Genomic DNA, 18,078 nt, shown 5'->3' with positions numbered 1-18,078 from the left:
TGTTGGTTTTATTCCGCCGACAGCCTCTTATTCGTACGAAACTGAGTACTCAGCACCCTCGTACGGATCAGCCGCCGTGTGTGATTGACACCAAATGTTAATATACCACAAAGCAGGTGCAGTGACAAGTTCAGGTATGCCTGTTTTCGCGGAATTTTAACAGCAGTTCTACTTCTGCTTCTCCGCGGTTCAGCCTTTTGGCTATTTCAGCATTGGTCTTTCCTTCCTGCTTCAGTTTTAAGGCGCGAATATAGACTGACTGTTCCCATTTATCCTTTATACCTTCTACCGGTGGTGTCCATTCTTCCTGAGGTTTGCCGGGCTCTGCCGGAGAATCCACCGGACCAGGTGCTCCTCCGTCCGTGTTAGCGTCGAGCGACTGACTGAGTACCTGACGAAAGGCTTTGCTGTTTTCCACAACGGCAGCGTCGGCAGAGGAATCCGACTTAAGCGTACCCGAATCAGTCGGATCGACTTCATGCGCTCGCCCGTCTGTCTCAGTCTGCTGATAATGAGCCAGTTCACGAATCAGGCGGTCATTTTCTTCTCTCATCTCTTTCAGGTGAGTATCAAAGGCACGTTGCAGGTCATCTGCAAATTTCCGCGGATCCCTTTCATGAAGCAGACGAATTTTTTGATATAGAAGTACGATCAGATAAAACGCCAGCAAGATGAGTACAAAGTTCAAAGCCGTCCAGAAGGCAATCATCCATTTTCTCTCCTTTATAACCGTTCATTTTCTTTTGTCACAAGAAACTGCCGCAGTTTAAACAGTGCTTTGCTGTGAATCTGAGAAATCCGGGATGTTGACAGACTTAATACCTTGCCGATTTCCGTTAAGGTCAGTCCGTCATAATAGAATAATGAGACGACCAGTCTTTCTTTCTCATTTAATTTGTCTATTTCTTCGGCCAGCCTCTGTTTGTTTTCTTCATCAAGTACGTGCTGATCCGGTAATACGGCAGCCGTGTCCTCGAATGTGGCAGGTGCATGATCAGAACTTCCTGCCGGAAAAACATCGTCCAGCGATAAAAGATTTGAGAACAGTCCTTCTGAAATGATCTGAGACACTTCCTGATCAGTCATGCCGCAGGCTTCGGCTACTTCCTCAAGAGAGGCGGAACGTTTCTTTTCCTGCTCTATTTGCTCAGCAGCCCGTTCGATCCTCTTACTTTTTTCACGAACGGATCGCGGCATCCAATCCTCTTTGCGCAAACCATCAAGAATGGCTCCCCTGATGCGAAAAGAAGCGTAAGTATCAAACTTCAGATCCCGATGACGGTCAAACTTCTTCAAAGCATCATAAAGCCCGAGCAGACCATAACTTTTTAATTCCCCGCGATCAATATTTTTAGGTAAACTGGCACTGATCCGCCGGACATGATACTGCACAAGAGGCATATACATCTGGATCAGGGCATTAGCTGCATCCTCAGTATGGGACTGAGTCCAGAGTCTCCAGTACTCCTGCTCTTGTGATTCTGATTTTGCCATATGTATTCCTCCCGTTATGCTGACTAAATGAGCAGTTTGCCATGAAGTATGGTCTGAATCATCAAGGTACCGGACTCCGGGTCAAACTCAATGGTCCGCCCATAGCTGTCCCCCGTATCTTCGGCTACGACGGGAATGCCAAACTGGTTCAGCTGTCTGTGGACGGCATCAACATTCCTTTTCCCGATACTGCCTGCTTGAGCATTCGAGAACGATTTGAACATTTCCGCCCCTCCCGCCATTTTGGCTTTCAACCCGTTAAGCGGGAGACCATGGAGATCTGACAGGACATGAATTAATTCGGGAACTGCAGTATCTGCATACTTTCCCGGTGAAAAAGGCCTGACCCGGGACAGAGCGGAATCGGGAAGCATAATATGAGCCATACCTGCAATTCCAGATGACTGATGATAAACAACGACCCCGACACAGGAACCCAGGCCCATCGTTTTCATCTTTTCAGGTTTCCTTACGTACCTGATTTCCGACATACCTACGAAAGTCACCTGAAAAACTTCCCTTCTGTCAACGTAAAGAGCCGATCTACCGAATCGGGAAAGGGGAGAAAAAGGAATTCTCCCTCCAGATTTTTTTGCCTGCTGCCATCAACTAATACAGTATCGATCAGGAGTACATAATCATCACAGCGGGACAGCTCAATCATCCCTTCACCCAGAATAGCGCCCGCCATATCCACTGCCAAAGCCGGAGGTGACTGGGTCATTCGGATTTGAAGAAACGAAGAGAGTGCGGTTAAATAGGAACCACAAAGAATGTTGCTCAGCTCACAGAATGCCGATTTGCCTATGTCCTCATCGGTCACAGATCCCCCGGGCAGAAATGACTGGATTAACTGATTTGCCGAATCCACTTCGACGATCATGAAGAAGCAGCCTTTCAGATCTCCATTAATATTGATAAGGGTTGCAGCGACATATTTTTCCGTCTCTTTACAGGTGATTTCATTTAGCGGAATGACCTGAACAGAAGGAACATTCATATTAATCCGCCGGTTCAGCAGAACAGACAGGGATGTCGCAGCATGTGCAGCACCGACATTGCCTGCTTCTTTCAGCAGATCCAGATGCTCCGACTGCAAATCGGTTAATCGGTACATCATTCGGAACTACCTTTCAATATTTTTCAAATCCTCAATTTCCCTGTCATTTAGAACCTGTTCCAGATTTAACAGAACGAGCAGCCGGTCCTGACTGATTTTTGCGACACCGCTGATAAAACGCGCCTCAGGTCCGCCAACGATGTCCGGTGTCTTCTCAATACCGCCTGCCGGAATATCCGCAACTTCCCTTGCCATATCAACAAGGAGACCAGCCTGAACGTCTCCTTCTTCAACAACAATGACACGGCTTTCTTTTGTTACAGCGGCATGGCCCATGTTCAATCTTCTGCGTATATCGATAACAGGTATAATGGCACCGCGAAGGTTCATCACTCCGCTGACAAAATCTGCGGCGTGCGGGACGCGTGTGACCGTCTGAAACGGTTCAATGGACAGCACCTGTTCTACAGGGACACCGTATGTTTCATGATCTAAATCAAAAAGAACAACCTTCGTCATTTCTTCGCCTGTTGCCATCAGTCAACCCTCCTCAGACATTTTGTTTGTTTCTGCTGTCCCTCAATGATGACCTGGCAATCAAGAATGAGCGACACTTTCCCATCTCCAAGAATGGTTGCACCAGAGAATCCTTTAACATTTTCCAGGTATTTTCCAAGCGGTTTAATCACGATATCCTGATAACCCAGTATTTTTTCAACAGCAAGTCCCGCCATTTTCTTTCCGTGATGAACAACAATGATTGATCCAGAGCTGTTCTGCCGCATTTCAGGGGGATCCGGTATGTCGAGATAACTGGAAAGATCGATCACCGGCATGACATGATTTTGATAGGACATCACCTGCGTATTCCTGATTGTCTGCAGCTTCACCAGACGGCTCAGCGCCGTCTCTTTAATTGAAGTCATGGGGATAGCATAAACTTCACTTCCGCATTGGACAAGCATGGCACTGATTATCGAAAGGGTAAGCGGCAGTCTGACTGTAAATTTAGTACCCGCCCCTTCAGTGGATTCGACCTGAACGGAACCGCTCATTGACTGAATCTTGCTTTCGACAACATCAAGTCCGACACCTCTTCCCGAAATGTCGGAGATTTTTTCGGAAGTGCTGAAACCTGATTCAAACAGGAGATGATAAACATCTTTATCAGTCATTGATGCCTGGACTTCTTCAGAAATCAGTTTCTTCTGAAGAGCTTTTTTAAGAACCTGCTCTCTGTTGATTCCTGCGCCATCGTCCTCTATTTCTATGAAAACGTGATTCCCGCTGTGATAAGCCCGGAGTGACAGTGTCCCTTCAGGATTCTTGCCCTTTCCGGCGCGCTCGTCCGGATGTTCAATACCATGATCCATGGAATTTCTGATCATATGCATCAGAGGATCCCCAAGTTCATCGATCATCGTTCTGTCCAGTTCCGTTTCAGATCCGCTGATGACGAGATGAACTTTTTTATTCAGCTCCTTTGCCAGGCTGCGCACCATCCGCGGGAAACGATTAAATACCTGTTCGACCGGTTCCATTCTGAGATTCAGAATCGTTTCCTGCATTTGATCCGAGACCGTTTTAATCGTACGCACAGATTCCTGAAGTTCCGGATCGTTCATTGATGCCGCTATTCTTTCCAGCCGGCTTCGATCAATAACCATTTCTTCAAATAAATTCAGTAAATGATCCAGGCGCTCTAAATTTACGCGAATTGTTTTTGCAACCGGTTTTACCTGTCGATAACCCTGCACGCGGTTGTTTGATGCCCTTTTTTTCGCCTGAGCAGGTTTTGCAGATTGATCTGCTTTTTCCTCCCCGGACTCTGACTCTAATGAACGGTCTGAAACAGGAACAATATCCGCACGTTCAATTTCTGAGATGTTCATAACCTTTTTATGAATGGACTCAGCACTCATATTGCTGACATAAACATATGTAAACTGTCTGTCAAATGCTTCTTTTTCTATGTCCTCTGTTGATGGCTCAGATTTAATGATATGCCCTGCCTCTTCAAGTGCATTGGATACCATCAGCGCTCTGGCAGCTTTGAGTACACAGTCGTTTCGCAGCGTGATCTCAATGACGAATGTCTGCATATTCTGATCCTTTGCCTGGGTAATCACAGTCTTGTCATAATCTGAAAAATTTATTTTCGGCAGGGAGTGGCCGGCAGATTGATCCATATGATCCTGACGTCCATTGCCTGCTGAAACCGGAGCCGGATCTGCCTGAACCAGATCCTGCAGTTTAGCAAGAACGCCGTTTATATCCTGCTCATCGCTTTCCCCCTGCTCGACAGAATCAACCATGGATTCCAGCGTGTCCAGGGCTTCAAAGAGTCTGTCAATCATATCTGAAGAGACAGTAATTTTCTGATGACGCAATGCATCAAACACATTTTCCATTGTATGTGTCAGCTTCATCATATTTCCAAAACCCATTTGTCCCGAACTGCCCTTCAGTGTATGAGCTGACCTGAAAATACTGCTGATCAGTTCCGGATCCCGGGGCTGATCTTCCAGTTCCATCAATTTATCATTCAGGTTCTGAAGATGTTCCCTGGCTTCATCAACAAAAATGCCTAAATATTGATTCATATCCATAACCCTTAACCCTCCTTCAGTGCAAACTGGCGGCATATCGATGCCGCCACTTGATCAATTCCGCAAACTTCATCTACCAGATGGGTTCCGATTGCCGCTTTCGGCATTCCAAAAACAACAGAAGTCTCTTCAGATTCAGCGACGACGTAAACCTGTTGAACTGACTCTTTCAATTGCCTAATCCCGCTCGCGCCGTCTTTACCCATACCCGTCAGAACGGCAACCAGAACGGACAGATCCGGGATATGAGTCAGGGACTCAAGGGTTACATCAGCCGCCGGTTTGACGCCATGAACGGCCGGCGTATCCAGCAAATGAAAGCAAAGAGCATCCGGATTTTTTTTAATGATCAAATGATGACCGCCCGGAGCGATGTAAACCCGGCCATTCTGAAGGATTTCTCCGTCAGCAGCTTCGGTCACCTGCACATCAGACAGGCTGTTCAGCCGTTCGGCCAGCGTTTTTGTAAACCGGGGAGGCATATGCTGAATGATAATTATCGGAACGGAAAGTTCTTTTTTTAAAGCCGGTATGACTGTCTGAAGAGCTTTGGGCCCGCCCGTCGATGTACAGATCACAATGAGTGAAGGAGGGTTATTCCCCCCGGGCGAAGGAAAAAATAAATTTGTATCGTCTGACTTTGTGGTGTGCTGATCGGAAGAAGAAGGACTGATCCTGGATAAAGCAGCCTGGTGGATCTTCAACTGCAGCTTAGCTCCAATAGATTCCATGTCGGCCTTCCCTGAAGGCTTATTAATAAAATCAAAGGCGCCGCTGCTGATCGCTTCAATGACATAATTCACATGTTCATCCGAGGCGCCGCTTACCATAATCACAGGAGTGGGATCTTGCTTCATGATATGGTGAAGCGTCTCTAGTCCGTCCATCTCTCCATTCATGATAATATCCAGTGTGACCACATCCGGATGATACTTTTTCAGTTTGATCAAAGCATCCCGCCCGTCTCTTGCTGTTGTCACCACCTGCAAAACAGGGTCTTCTTCAATCATCATTTTCAGCGTTTGTCTCATAAATGCTGAGTCATCTACGACCATCACACGGACGAGTTTCATCCCTTTCCACCTCGCAGTCTTCTGAAGTGAATTCTGACACGTTCTCCGAAAGTGGTATCCTGCCGGACTTTCGGAAATCCCTCTTTCTGAGTGAGAAAAGCACCGGCAAGCAGTTTCATTTCAATACTGTACCGGGCGCGGGGATATTGAACAACGCATGGCACCTGTTCCTTTATCGATCTGATTACCGCCCGGTCCCGATGCAGCGAAGTCAGCCAGTGTATGGTCATGTGTAAAAAACGGTCAGCGGTTTCAGAAATTCTGTTCCATGCTTCTTTTCCCTCCGACAGATCGTCAACCATGTTGATTACGATCGACGCGTCCATTTCCGGGTAATGAAAGCCTATAATTTTTAACGTGGAGTAGGCATCCGCCAGAGCAGGAGGTTCCGGAGTCGTGATCAGGATCATCCGTTTTGCAGCAAGTAAAAAGTGAAGCATATTTTGATTTACTCCTGCTCCGAAATCAAGAATAATATAATCATAATTTTTTTTCAGATCATCAACCTGCTTCAGAAAAATGTTCAGGTTTCTCTCATCAATTTGGAACAATTCGGCAAGACTGTTGCCTCCGGGGATGAAAGAAAGGTTGCCGGGTCCGTGAAAGATGGCGTCATGCAGGGCCAGATGGTCACGGATGCAGTCGGCTACGCTGGATAAAGTGGAGTGACCAAGCAGGTGTTCAATGTTACCCATCCCGACGTCCAGGTCAATAAGCAAGACTCTTTTCCCCGTCCTGCCAAGGGCGATAGAAAAATTCGTACTGAAAACCGATTTCCCTACCCCGCCTTTCCCACTGAGGACAGCGATAACATCCGCATGATGATACTGATCTTCGCGATATTTTCTTATGAGCAGTCTCAGTTTTTCAGCCTGATCTGTTCCCATTAACAATCACCCAGCATTCGATTGATCAAAGTATGTATATCCGGGGCCTGCAGGTCCTCAGGTACTTCCTGTCCATTTGTGACATAGGTCAGATGCTTACGGGGATGATTTAACAAGGCGCTGATCATGCCGCCATAAGTCTTTGTTTCATCAATTTTTGTGATAATCATCCGGTCGGCATGTAAGGGATTAAATTTAGTCATCAGTGCATCCATATCTTCGTACTTTGCCGTTGCCGAGAGGACAAGATACGGTCTGATCCGGGAATGGGTATCGATCAGATGACCAATATCCCGGATGTATGTTTCATTTTGATAATTACGACCGGCAGTATCTATGAATACACGGTCATAATCCGAATATTTTTCAATTAATGTCTGGAAATCTTCTGCAGAGTAGGCCACTTCTACGGGTATATCAATGATTTCTCCATAGGTTCTCAACTGATTAATCGCGGCAATGCGGAACGTGTCGGCCGTGATTAAAACCATTTTCTCCACGCCTTCAAGTGCTGCCTGTCCGGCCAGTTTGGCAAGGGTTGTCGTTTTTCCGACACCGGTCGGGCCGACCAGCATCATCATCTGATCTGCCACCTGAGGTCGTTTAAAACGTTCAGGGTTCAGCAACCTGACCAATTCCAGCTGAAACAGTCGGTTAAGCTGATCCTGTCCAAGCTGTTCGTTGCTCTGATACCACTTTTTTACAAGTATTTTCAGTATCTGATCCGCATGCTCGGCAATCATTCCCTGACCGATGATCAGCCTTCTCATTTTCTTAATATAATCAGGTCCTGAAAACAGAGGATCTTCCCTGACATCCTGATGAAATGCAGGAGGTGGCGACACTTCCCTTCTTCTATTATCGGAATATTTCGGAACAGTTTTAAATGCGGATTCCGTATCAGGATCACTTGCTGCCAGCACTTCAATATTTTCTTTCTTAAACAGGTTAAAAAAATGGCCTGTTGAAACTTTTTTTGTATGAAAGATAACCGCGTCGCTGCCCAGTTCCTGTTTAACTTTTTCTATGGCCTGCTGCATGGTCGGTGCGATGATTTTTTTTATTTTCATGCCGCACTTAACACTCCAATACTCTGGACTTCCACGTTGGTCTCCAATTCATTATAGGACAGAATATGTATATTTGGAAAATAACGTTCAGTAAGCTGATGGACATACATCCTGACCATGGGAGAACAAAGGATGATCGGATCACTGTCCATATCCGACCACATATGAACAGACTCAGACAGATTTTTCAGCACCTGGGTTGTGGTAACTGAGTCCATGGCAAGAAAATTTCCATGCTCGGTCTTCTGCACGGAATCCATTATTTTTTTCTCCAGATCAGGGGAAAGAGTCAGTACTTTCAATGGCTCACCCTGATGGACGAATTGATCGGTTATCTGTCTTGATAATGCCTGGCGGACGTACTCCGTCAGAAGACCGGTGTCCTTTGTCATGGGGGCATCATCTGCAAGGGTTTCGAAAATAACCGGCAGATTTCTGATGGACAGTTTCTCATTCAGCAGATTGACCAGTACTTTCTGGACATCACCAAGACTGAGCGGATCAGGTGTGACGGCTTCTACCAGGGCTGGTGCATGTTCTTTCAAATGATCGATCAATTGTTTGGTTTCTTCACGGCCGAGCAGTTCTCCGGCATGTCTTTTGAAGACTTCCGTCAGGTGAGTGGATATGACAGATGGCGGATCGACAACGGTATAGCCGGCCATCTCGGCGTGTTCTTTCATTTTTTCATCGATCCACAGTGCTTTCAGCCCAAATGCCGGCTCAGTGGTCTCGATGCCCTTAACTGATTCATCCTCAACTCCGGGACTCATCGCCAGATAATGATCCAGCATCAGCTCCCCTTTTGCGACTACGCTTCCGTTTATTTTGATCTGATAACTGTCTGGTTTAAGCTGAATATTATCACGGACTCGGACGACAGGTAGAATAATCCCTAATTCCAGAGCCAGCTGACGCCGAATCATGACAATCCGGTCCAGCAAATCCCCGCCCTGGCTGCTGTCGGCAATGGGGACAAGAGCGTAACCAAATTCAAATTCAACCGGATCCACCTGAAGCAAATCCATTACATTTTCACGCTGCCTGAATTTTTCCTCGTTCTTTTCTTCCTTGGCCTGACCCGCATCTTTCTCCGGTCTGCTGCGGCTGCGTCGTAACAGATAGCCTCCAATAACGAGCACCAGCGCGATAGGAAGCGTCGAAATCAGGCCGATTGGCGTCATCCCCAGTGTCAAGATCACGAGACCGGCAACAATGAGCATGGCCGGGAATGCCAGCAGCTGGTCTGACACTTCTCTTCCCATATTTTTCTCTGAAGAGGACCGGGTCACAACAATGCCGGTCGCTGTAGAGATCAGAAGTGCCGGGATCTGGCTGACGATACCATCACCGACAGATAACAGACTGAATGTCTGTGCAGCATCAGGCAGGGACATGCCCTGTTGCAGAACACCAATAATCATGCCGACCAGCAGGTTGATTGCCACAATGATGATACTTGCAATGGCGTCTCCTTTTACAAATTTACTGGCGCCATCCATGGCACCATAAAAATCTGCTTCCCTGGTAATCTTCTCACGCCTTTTCTTTGCTTCTCTGTCGTCAATTAATCCGGCATTCATATCGGCATCAATGCTCATTTGTTTTCCCGGCATCGCATCCAGTGTAAATCTGGCTGCCACTTCTGCAACACGTTCAGCACCTTTTGTAATCACGATAAACTGGACAATGATCAGGATCAGAAAGACAACCAGACCCACAATCACGTTCCCTGATACGACGAACTGCCCGAATGCCTCGATCACCTGCCCGGCGTCTCCTTCAGTCAGTATGAGCCGCGTTGTCGAAACATTCAGCCCGATCCGGAACAGGGTCATGATCAGAAGCAGAGATGGGAAAACAGAAAACTCAAGAGGTTCGTTGACATTAAGCGTGATGAGTAGAATGATGAGCGCAAGCGAGATGTTTAATATAATTAAAAAACTGAGTAAGGTCGGCGGAAGGGGTATGATCAGCATCATAACAATCAGAATCACACCCAGCATAACGATGTAATCACTTCTTTTTCCCATCTCTTAACCCTCCTTTCTGTGATTATCCCTTTCTTTTAAGTCGATACACATAGGCGAGAATTTCAGCAACTGCCTTGAAAAAATCCTGAGGAATACTGTCGCCGATATCAAGCTGAAAATATAAAGCACGGGCCAGCGGTTTGCGTTCGACAATGACGATATGGTGGGCCCTGGCTACTTCTTTTATCCTGAAGGCGACTCTATCCGCCCCTTTTGCAATGACTCGGGGGGCATCCATCGTCTCAGCTTTATATTCCAGAGCAACAGCAAAATGGGTTGGATTTGTAATGACCACATCCGCCTCAGGAAGTTTCTGCATCATACGACGCGCAGCCATTTGTTTTTGCCTCTCTCTGATTCTTGATTTAATCTGCGGATCGCCTTCCATATTTTTAAATTCATCCTTGATATCCTGTTTGGACATCCGCATGTTTTTCTCATAATCGTATCTCTGGTATAAATAATCAAACAACGATAGCACAATCAGGGTTAATGATGCAGCCATGCCCATATCAAGGACAATTTTCGTCATCGTTTTCAGCCCGTCGGTCAGTGGCATTTGAGCCGACCGTATAATCCATTGAATATTAAGCCAGATAACAGTGAAGGCCGATAAACCGATCAAAATAATCTTCAGAATGGACTTCAGCAGTTCGACGACTGCCCGTAACGAATAGATACGTTTCAAACCTTTCAGGATGCTGATCCGTTCGGGTCTAAAACGAATCAGTTCAGGATGAAACAGGAAGCCCACCTGAAACAACTGTCCGCCTGTCCCGACCAGCAGTGCAACGATCAGGAGCGGCAGAAGGACTTTCAGACTTTCAAAAGTCAGTTCAGTAAACAGTTTCTGCACATTCTCCGTATTAAGCACAATACTCAGATGATGCTGATAAGTGCCGGACATCACGGCCATGAGGTGTTTACCGATCGCTCCGCCTGCTACCCGGAAATAGATAAACAGAGCCAGCAGACTGATCGCCGTACTCAGATCTGCACTCTTGAATACCTCTCCTTTTTTTCTGCCTTCCTCACGTTTATGAGGCGTTGCAGGTTCTGTCTTTTCTCCTGCAAAAAACTGCAGGTCAACGTGATAATGGATAACATTCATTTTATGAACTCCCGAGGATATTCATATATGTGCTCAGTATCTCAGTCATAGATTCAAAAATTGTGCTGAAAAGCCCGATAAAAGCAGGGAAGACAATCAGCATGATCAGAAATCCGACGATAATTTTCAAAGGCAGACCGACTACGAAAACGTTCACCTGCTGGACGGTTCTTGCTATGAGCCCAATGGCAACGTCCACAAGAAACAGACACCCGACAATCGGCATAGACAGTTGAAAAGCAAGTACAAACATCCGGGCAGTCACCCGGGTCACGAACTCTGCCGTACTTCCCTCGATCAAATGTATATTCATCTCACTGACAGGGACCAGTTTGAAGCTGTACATCAAACCATTGAGAAGCATATGGTGCGCATTGATTCCCAGAAAAAACAGGAGCTGAAAGACATAAAGCAATTGACCGGTTAATGGGGTGGCCGTACCATTTTCCGGGCTGATAATATTCGCTATGGCAAAGCCCATCTGGAGGTCGATAAATGATCCGGCCAGCTGCACGGCATACGTCAGAATACCGGCAATAAAACCCATAGATACGCCAACCAGAACCTCTTTTACAATCAGAAGGATAAATTCGCCATCCAGCGGAACACTCTGATTTTGAAAAAGGGTCATATCGACCAGTACAGACAGAACAGCTGCAAGGCCGATTTTCACTCTCGCAGGAATCGTCCGATAGGAGAAGATCGGCATGGTTACCAGAAAGCTGGAGATCCTGACAAATATTAATAAAAATAAAGGAAGCGCATTTAATAGTGACACGTTATATTGTTATCCTTTTTTTATCTGATGAAATTCGGAAGATTAGCTAATAAATTCTCCGTAAAAGTCAGCATTTTTGAAAGCATCCAGGGACCAAACAGAATTAATCCGAAAAGCATGGCTACTATTTTGGGAATAAAAGCGAGTGTCTGTTCCTGTATCTGTGTGGCAGCCTGGATGATACTAACGATCAATCCGACAACAAGTCCAATAATCATCAGTGGACCACAAACATATAATATGGTCATCACGGCCTGTTCAGCTAAAGACAAAACCATTTCAGAACTCAAATGTCCTTCCTCCTTACCAGATCAATCCCCTTGAATAGACCCTATTCAAAAACTCTTTAATAAGGACTCCACAATCAGGTACCATCCATCAACCATGATAAACAGCAGAATTTTAAAAGGAAGCGAAATCATCACCGGAGGCAGCATCATCATCCCCATGGCCATCAAAATGCTGGCCACAACCATGTCGATAACCAGAAAGGGAATAAAGATCATAAAACCCATCTGAAAAGCGGTTTTGAGTTCACTGATTGTAAATGCCGGAACCAGTGCCGTCATGGGAAGATCCTGTATCCTGTCCGGCATCTTATATTTTCCGTACTTCATAAAAAGGTCTAAATCTTTTTGCCGCGTCTCTTTTGCCATAAACGTTTTTAATGGATCCTCTGCCCTTGAAACCGCCTGATTCTGGTTAATGTCGCCTCGTATGTAGGGTTGAAGCGCCTGTGTATTGATCTGTCCATAAACAGGAGCCATGATAAAAAAGGTGAGAAAAAGGGCAAGTCCGATCAGGACCTGGTTGGGCGGCATCTGCTGCGTAGACAGAGAAGTCCGGACAAATGAAAGAACGATAATAATCCGTGTAAAAGATGTCATAAGAATTAAAATCGCCGGAGCAAGCGAAAGAATCGTCAAAATGAGCAGAAGTTGTAAAGTCATCGCAACGTCCTGCGGCTGACTTGTAAAAAAATCTGTGGGTATACCCGGTATACCGTTCATTCCTGCCGCTCCCTTCCGAAGATGCTTTTCAGTTTTTCTGTCCGTTCATGCCTGTTCCTGTCTAGCCCGCTGATCAACTCCGTCAGATGCCCTCTCCAGACTTTTCCCTGATCTCCGTCCGTTGTATCCTCAGGTTTCCGCATGGTATGATGCAATGCTTTAAGTACATGCTCCCCGAACCGATCCTGAATTGGGTCCGGTTCAGTCAATTCTGAAACGGTTTTTGGATCTGTAATTTCTTTCAGGAGTCTGACTGTGTCCCCAACACCCAGCACCATGATCTCGTTCCCGATTTTAATCAGCTGGACAGAGCGGTTTGTTCCAACCGATACACCCCCTAAATTTTTCAGCTGACCTCCATTTCTCAGACTTCCAGTTCTTTTCGCGGCAAATCGATATAAAATATAGATAAGGGCAAGAACAAGCAGTAACGCGAAAATCAGTTTCACAAAGGCCAGAAACAAGTTCGTATTTCCATAAGAGACCTGCTCTGATTGAGATGGATCCGTTTTATTTCCGGAAGGGGCTTCCTGCTTCTTTTGCTGAATTTGCTTATTTTCGAACATATCCTGAACTGTGCCTGCGCCAGAGCCTTCAGCCAGAGCAGGCGTGACTGACGAAAGTAACAGAAAAATAACAGTCAGAATGGAGATCAGCTTTTTTAATCCAAACATGGTACGGCCCTTCTCTCAAAATTATCCAAGGGTTTTTTTTATGGCCTCAATGACACGGTCCGGCTGAAAGGGCTTAACAATAAAATCTTTCGCCCCTGCCTGTATGGCATCAATCACCATAGACTGCTGGCCCATTGCCGAGCACATAATCACTTTACATCCCGGATCCTGTTCCCTGATCTTTTTCAATGCCTGAATCCCGTCCATTTCCGGCATCGTGATATCAAGTGTGACCAGATCGGGTTTCAATTCATCATATTTAACAATGGCCTCGTTCCCATTTGCTGCTTCCCCCACGACTTCGTAGCCATTCTTCACCAGAATATCCTTCAGCATCATCCTCATGAATGCCGCATCATCCACAATTAGAATTCTCCCTGCCATTTGAATCCCTCCAATTTAAACAGATTTCATGAAAAAGTTGATCTCATCCGGACCATTCTCTTTGCTGTTACATGTTCTTGATACGCTCATAATGATCCAGGATTTCAGTAATTCGAATGCCGAAGTTTTCATCCACAACGACAACCTCACCCCTGGCAATATGTTTTTGATTAACAAGAATATCAATGGCTTCACCCGCCAGTTTATCCAGCTCAATAACAGATCCTGGTCCAAGTTCGAGAACTTCCTTAACAGTTTTCTGAGTGCGCCCAAGTTCCACACTGACGTCCAGCGGAATATCCATCAATAAGTTCAAATTACGTGGTTTATTTCTTGCAGCATCTTTTGAGTTGTCGTCTAATTCACTGAACGCTGCAGGATGAACATCGGCCTGAGCGATAACATGCTTTGATTCCTTACTCTCATTTTTCATTGATGGTGCATGATTCGTTTCCTGTCGGGAAGAATCAGTCACTTTTTCTTTATCTGGTGTTTTCTGCAATTCGGCCGCCGGATGATGTGCAGATTGACTTTGTTGCTCAACCGGCTGGTCTGTCTCCGGCTTACTGTCCTCATCAATCAATACACTGACCAGATGTTTTCCAAATTGAACAGGAACCAGCTGCATGATATGTGAATCTACTAAATTGCCGATTGTCAGTTTAAAAGAAATTTCAAACATCACTTCATCTTTAGGGATAAATTCAATACCCTGTTTTGTTTTCACATCCATCAGAGTCAATTCCGGCGGAGAAATGTCAATCCTTCTGTTGAAAACAGTTGACATCGCAGTTGAAGAAGACCCCATCATTTGATTCATGGCTTCCTGAACCGCACTCATTTCCATGTCACTGATCCGGGTACCGGGATTTTTCCCATCCCCGCCCATCATCAGATTAGCAATGACACTGGCGTCACTCGTCTTAATGACAAGCAGGCAGGATCCCTGAAATCCTTTTGTATAATTGACCAGAACGGACACGTGTGGTACAGGAAACTCGTTTGCCAGGTTATTTCTGTTAACCACACGGACTTCCGGGGTCGTAATCTCAACTTTTTGATTCAGAATGGTTGATAAAGCTGTGGCTGCGCTGCCGAAAGAAATATTGCCTATTTCGCCCAGCACATCTTCTTCAAGCTCCGACATATCGTCTTTCTTTGAATAATGAAGCCTGCCGTCAGTATGCTTTTCAGATTCTGATGCAGACTGACTTTTTCCAATCAGGGCATCAATTTCTTCCTGTGAAAGCTGTCCATCACCATCACTCATCGCCTTTATCCCCCTCTTCTATTTTTTTTATAATTTGTACAGCCATTTTCTTGTTTTTCGTGCCCGGCTGAGCATAAAATTTGGGCACACCGCTGATATCAACGCGAACAGGCCGGCTGGTCGCAGCATCCAGTCTGATGACGTCACCATTTTCAAGATGCATCAGTTCATCTAATGTGATCTGTGATTTCCCAAGTAACACACTGACTTCCAGCGGAGAATGTTCCACACGGTTGCGCAGGGCTCTGACTTCCTCCTCTGATACCTCATTCTTTTTCTCATTCATCCAGTAATGCATGGATAATTTTGGAAGAACGGGTTCAAGCACGACATGTGGCAGGCAAATATTAATCATCCCGCTTGATTTTCCGATAACGGCTGAAAGTGAAATAACAATGACCGTTTCATTAGGTGAAACAAGCTGCAGAAACTGAGGATTTGTCTCGAGTTCCAGATAATTGGGCTGCATGTTCGGATCAACCGAGGACCAGGCCTCTTTAAATGACGTCAGTGCCTTTTTAAATAAATTCCTCATCAAATCCGTTTCAATTTCTGTCAGATTTTCAATTTTATTCATACTTCGTCCTGCACCGCCAAGCAACCGGTCCAGCATCGCATAAGCAATATTCGGATTGATCTCCACGATCAGATGACCTTCCAGTGGAGGTGCTTCAAGTATATTCAGTACCGTCATAGACGGTATAGAACGGATAAACTCCTCATAAGGAAGCTGATCAACCGACGCAACCGATATCTGAACATATGTCCTGAGCTGTGCAGAAAAAAAGGAAGTCAGTAATCTTGCATAATTCTCATGGATTCTGGTCAGACTGCGAATCTGGTCTTTGGAAAAACGTAAGGCCCGTTTAAAATCATATACTCTGATTTTGGGCTGACTCTCTTCCTTTTTTAATTCATCCGCACTCATTTCGCCTGTGGACAGTGCTGAAAGCAGTGCATCAATTTCAGATTGGGACAATATATCTGCCAAGTTCATCACCTTACTTCAACCAATAGAAACGGCTTACTGGACAATTTTTTCAGTCGTATAGACATGAGTCACGTGACCATTCTGTAAAAAGTCATTCACACGGGACTGAATTAACTTTTCGAGGTTCGCAATGCCCTTCTGATCCTCAAGATCATTTGGAGTCATTCCTGACAGGATATAAATCACGGCGTTCTTGACCTGAAATAGCCGCTTTGTCAGTTCATCTTTTGCCTCTTTATTCGATACCTGGATATTAAAATTTACTTTAATGAAGTGATCATCTTTTAGATTCGTTGTCACCTCACCTGTCTCCACCGTCAGATTCTTAACAATCTGATTGATATCGGGGTTGACCACATCCTGCCGGGCCCCTGCCTGATTCGACATAATGAAAAATATCGTCGCAGTAGAAACAATGACAAGCAACATAATAATAAACAGGATGTTCATTCCTTTGCTTTTGAACATTTAAGTACACCTTCTTCCGCGTGCACAGCCTGCAACCAGGACATCTGTTTCAGGAAAAGAGTGACTTTTCTGCTGACTTCTTCCGCCCCTTCCCTGACCACAAGTTTTTTCCCGGAAGTTAATGTGATTGTTGTGTCAGGCAATGATTCTATCTGTTCAATAAGAAAAGCATTTAAGATAAAAGTCTGTCCGTTAAATTTCGTTAAATGGATCATTCGATCGTTCACCCACCCGCATGCCCGTTCAGAAATGTTTCCTGACAGATCCTGTCCTTACATTATCTCTTCAGCTGAACCAGTTCCTGAAGAATCTGATCAGCCGTCGTAATCGTACGGGCATTGGCCTGATACGCCCGCTGTGCTTCAATCAGTCCGGTCATTTCGTTTGTCAGATCGACATTGGAACCTTCCAGGGCCCCTTGCTGGATGGTGCCCTGAGCTTCCGTTCCATAATTGGCAGGACCCGATGCCGTTGTCTCTCTGAATAACGAGTCACCGACTTTTTCAAGACCGGCAGGATTCGAAAAGGTACCGATTGCGATTCTCCCGATATTTTGTACTGTGTTCTGATCTCCAGTCCCGTTTGGCCCCGGGCCTACCGCACTGACCGTGCCATCGGCAGCAACCGAAAATTCAGTGTAACCAGTCAAATCGATATTTCCATTGGGGTTCTGTCCACCCTGAATAACCCTGACATGCATACCCTGAGAATTAACAAGTTCCCCATTAACATTCAGTTTAAAGTCTCCTGCCCTTGTGTAATAACTGTTCCCATCTTCATCCTGAACCAGAAAATAACCTTCACCATGAATGGCCAGATCATAAGGATTACCCGTTGGATTGACCGTACCGTCTGTCACAATATTGTCAATTGAACTGGCCTGTGAGCCGAGCCCAACCTGGACGGCGTTGACGGAAGAGGCATTGCCACCAATTGCAGAAGCACCTTTCGTTTGTTCACTGAACAGATCCTGAAAATTTACACGACCTTTTTTAAACCCGGCTGTACTGACATTTGAAATGTTGTTGCCAATCACATCAAGTGCCGTCTGAAAATTTTTCAATCCTGAAACACCTGATCCTAATGAACGTAATAACATATAGATTTCCTCCTTTTTTTATCGACTGCTTCTGTCATTCCACAGTCCTGGCTCCCTGTTCATGGTC

At 45.6% G+C, this 18,078-nt stretch carries 21 protein-coding genes; all 21 read right to left on the bottom strand.

Annotated features, from left to right (window positions below; translation table 11 throughout):
* Positions 1-130: 130 nt before the first annotated feature.
* The 21 genes from EWH91_RS06685 to EWH91_RS06585 all read right to left on the bottom strand — a co-directional run bounded on the left by EWH91_RS06685 (position 131) and on the right by EWH91_RS06585 (position 18,011).
* The gene (locus EWH91_RS06685; protein WP_129929255.1) at positions 131-709 is read right to left on the bottom strand and encodes a hypothetical protein; all 579 of its coding nucleotides are present in this window, start codon (positions 707-709) and stop codon (positions 131-133) included.
* A gap of 14 nt (positions 710-723) precedes the next feature.
* Positions 724-1,494 (bottom strand): FliA/WhiG family RNA polymerase sigma factor, encoded by a 771-nt coding sequence (locus EWH91_RS06680; RefSeq protein ID WP_129929254.1) that lies wholly within the window; start codon positions 1,492-1,494, stop codon positions 724-726.
* Between the two features lie 23 nt (positions 1,495-1,517).
* On the bottom strand, positions 1,518-2,000 hold the full coding sequence (locus tag EWH91_RS06675; protein WP_129929253.1) for a chemotaxis protein CheD: 483 nt from the start codon (positions 1,998-2,000) through the stop codon (positions 1,518-1,520).
* A complete protein-coding gene (locus EWH91_RS06670; protein ID WP_240697280.1) occupies positions 1,997-2,614 on the bottom strand; it encodes a chemotaxis protein CheC in 618 nt (205 codons plus the stop codon). Before EWH91_RS06670 ends, EWH91_RS06675 begins: the two co-directional genes overlap by 4 nt.
* A 6-nt stretch (positions 2,615-2,620) precedes the next feature.
* Positions 2,621-3,091 carry a chemotaxis protein CheW gene (locus tag EWH91_RS06665; RefSeq protein WP_129929252.1) on the bottom strand — a complete coding sequence of 157 codons (471 nt, stop codon included), beginning with the start codon at positions 3,089-3,091 and terminating at the stop codon, positions 2,621-2,623.
* Positions 3,091-5,163: a chemotaxis protein CheA gene (locus tag EWH91_RS06660; protein ID WP_129929251.1), complete on the bottom strand. Its 2,073-nt coding sequence runs from the start codon at positions 5,161-5,163 to the stop codon at positions 3,091-3,093. The genes EWH91_RS06665 and EWH91_RS06660 overlap by 1 nt, the downstream gene beginning before the upstream one ends.
* 5 nt (positions 5,164-5,168) lie before the next feature.
* The gene (locus EWH91_RS06655) at positions 5,169-6,236 is read right to left on the bottom strand and encodes a protein-glutamate methylesterase/protein-glutamine glutaminase (protein ID WP_129929250.1); all 1,068 of its coding nucleotides are present in this window, start codon (positions 6,234-6,236) and stop codon (positions 5,169-5,171) included.
* The gene (locus tag EWH91_RS06650; protein ID WP_129929249.1) at positions 6,233-7,123 is read right to left on the bottom strand and encodes a MinD/ParA family protein; all 891 of its coding nucleotides are present in this window, start codon (positions 7,121-7,123) and stop codon (positions 6,233-6,235) included. Before EWH91_RS06650 ends, EWH91_RS06655 begins: the two co-directional genes overlap by 4 nt.
* Positions 7,123-8,193: a flagellar biosynthesis protein FlhF gene (locus tag EWH91_RS06645; RefSeq protein WP_129929248.1), complete on the bottom strand. Its 1,071-nt coding sequence runs from the start codon at positions 8,191-8,193 to the stop codon at positions 7,123-7,125. The genes EWH91_RS06650 and EWH91_RS06645 overlap by 1 nt, the downstream gene beginning before the upstream one ends.
* Positions 8,190-10,226, bottom strand: coding sequence for a flagellar biosynthesis protein FlhA (gene flhA / locus EWH91_RS06640; protein ID WP_129929247.1), 2,037 nt, complete (start codon positions 10,224-10,226; stop codon positions 8,190-8,192). The genes EWH91_RS06645 and flhA overlap by 4 nt, the downstream gene beginning before the upstream one ends.
* A 22-nt stretch (positions 10,227-10,248) precedes the next feature.
* A complete protein-coding gene (gene flhB, locus EWH91_RS06635; RefSeq protein WP_129929246.1) occupies positions 10,249-11,337 on the bottom strand; it encodes a flagellar biosynthesis protein FlhB in 1,089 nt (362 codons plus the stop codon).
* Position 11,338: 1 nt separating this feature from the next.
* Positions 11,339-12,115: a flagellar biosynthetic protein FliR gene (gene fliR / locus EWH91_RS06630; protein ID WP_129929245.1), complete on the bottom strand. Its 777-nt coding sequence runs from the start codon at positions 12,113-12,115 to the stop codon at positions 11,339-11,341.
* A gap of 20 nt (positions 12,116-12,135) precedes the next feature.
* On the bottom strand, positions 12,136-12,405 hold the full coding sequence (gene fliQ / locus EWH91_RS06625) for a flagellar biosynthesis protein FliQ (RefSeq protein ID WP_129929244.1): 270 nt from the start codon (positions 12,403-12,405) through the stop codon (positions 12,136-12,138).
* A 45-nt stretch (positions 12,406-12,450) separates the two neighbouring features.
* A complete protein-coding gene (fliP, locus tag EWH91_RS06620; RefSeq protein ID WP_129929243.1) occupies positions 12,451-13,125 on the bottom strand; it encodes a flagellar type III secretion system pore protein FliP in 675 nt (224 codons plus the stop codon).
* On the bottom strand, positions 13,122-13,799 hold the full coding sequence (gene fliO, locus EWH91_RS06615; protein ID WP_129929242.1) for a flagellar biosynthetic protein FliO: 678 nt from the start codon (positions 13,797-13,799) through the stop codon (positions 13,122-13,124). The genes fliP and fliO overlap by 4 nt, the downstream gene beginning before the upstream one ends.
* Positions 13,800-13,820: 21 nt before the next feature.
* On the bottom strand, positions 13,821-14,183 hold the full coding sequence (locus tag EWH91_RS06610) for a response regulator (RefSeq protein WP_129929241.1): 363 nt from the start codon (positions 14,181-14,183) through the stop codon (positions 13,821-13,823).
* A 67-nt stretch (positions 14,184-14,250) separates the two neighbouring features.
* Positions 14,251-15,453, bottom strand: a complete 1,203-nt coding sequence (gene fliY / locus EWH91_RS06605; protein ID WP_129929240.1) for a flagellar motor switch phosphatase FliY — start codon at positions 15,451-15,453, stop codon at positions 14,251-14,253.
* Positions 15,446-16,450 carry a flagellar motor switch protein FliM gene (fliM, locus tag EWH91_RS06600; RefSeq protein WP_206184297.1) on the bottom strand — a complete coding sequence of 335 codons (1,005 nt, stop codon included), beginning with the start codon at positions 16,448-16,450 and terminating at the stop codon, positions 15,446-15,448. Before fliM ends, fliY begins: the two co-directional genes overlap by 8 nt.
* Before the next feature lie 27 nt (positions 16,451-16,477).
* A complete protein-coding gene (locus tag EWH91_RS06595) occupies positions 16,478-16,912 on the bottom strand; it encodes a flagellar basal body-associated FliL family protein (protein WP_129929238.1) in 435 nt (144 codons plus the stop codon).
* Complete coding sequence (locus tag EWH91_RS06590) at positions 16,891-17,139, bottom strand: flagellar FlbD family protein (RefSeq protein WP_483315822.1); 249 nt, start codon at positions 17,137-17,139, stop codon at positions 16,891-16,893. The genes EWH91_RS06595 and EWH91_RS06590 overlap by 22 nt, the downstream gene beginning before the upstream one ends.
* 50 nt (positions 17,140-17,189) lie before the next feature.
* On the bottom strand, positions 17,190-18,011 hold the full coding sequence (locus tag EWH91_RS06585) for a flagellar hook-basal body complex protein (RefSeq protein WP_129929237.1): 822 nt from the start codon (positions 18,009-18,011) through the stop codon (positions 17,190-17,192).
* Positions 18,012-18,078 lie beyond the last annotated feature (67 nt).

This window comes from Sporolactobacillus sp. THM19-2 (assembly GCF_004153195.1).
Taxonomy (GTDB): domain Bacteria; phylum Bacillota; class Bacilli; order Bacillales; family Sporolactobacillaceae; genus Sporolactobacillus.
Note: the sequence above shows the minus strand (reverse complement) of the source record. Positions and strands in the feature narration are given on the sequence as shown.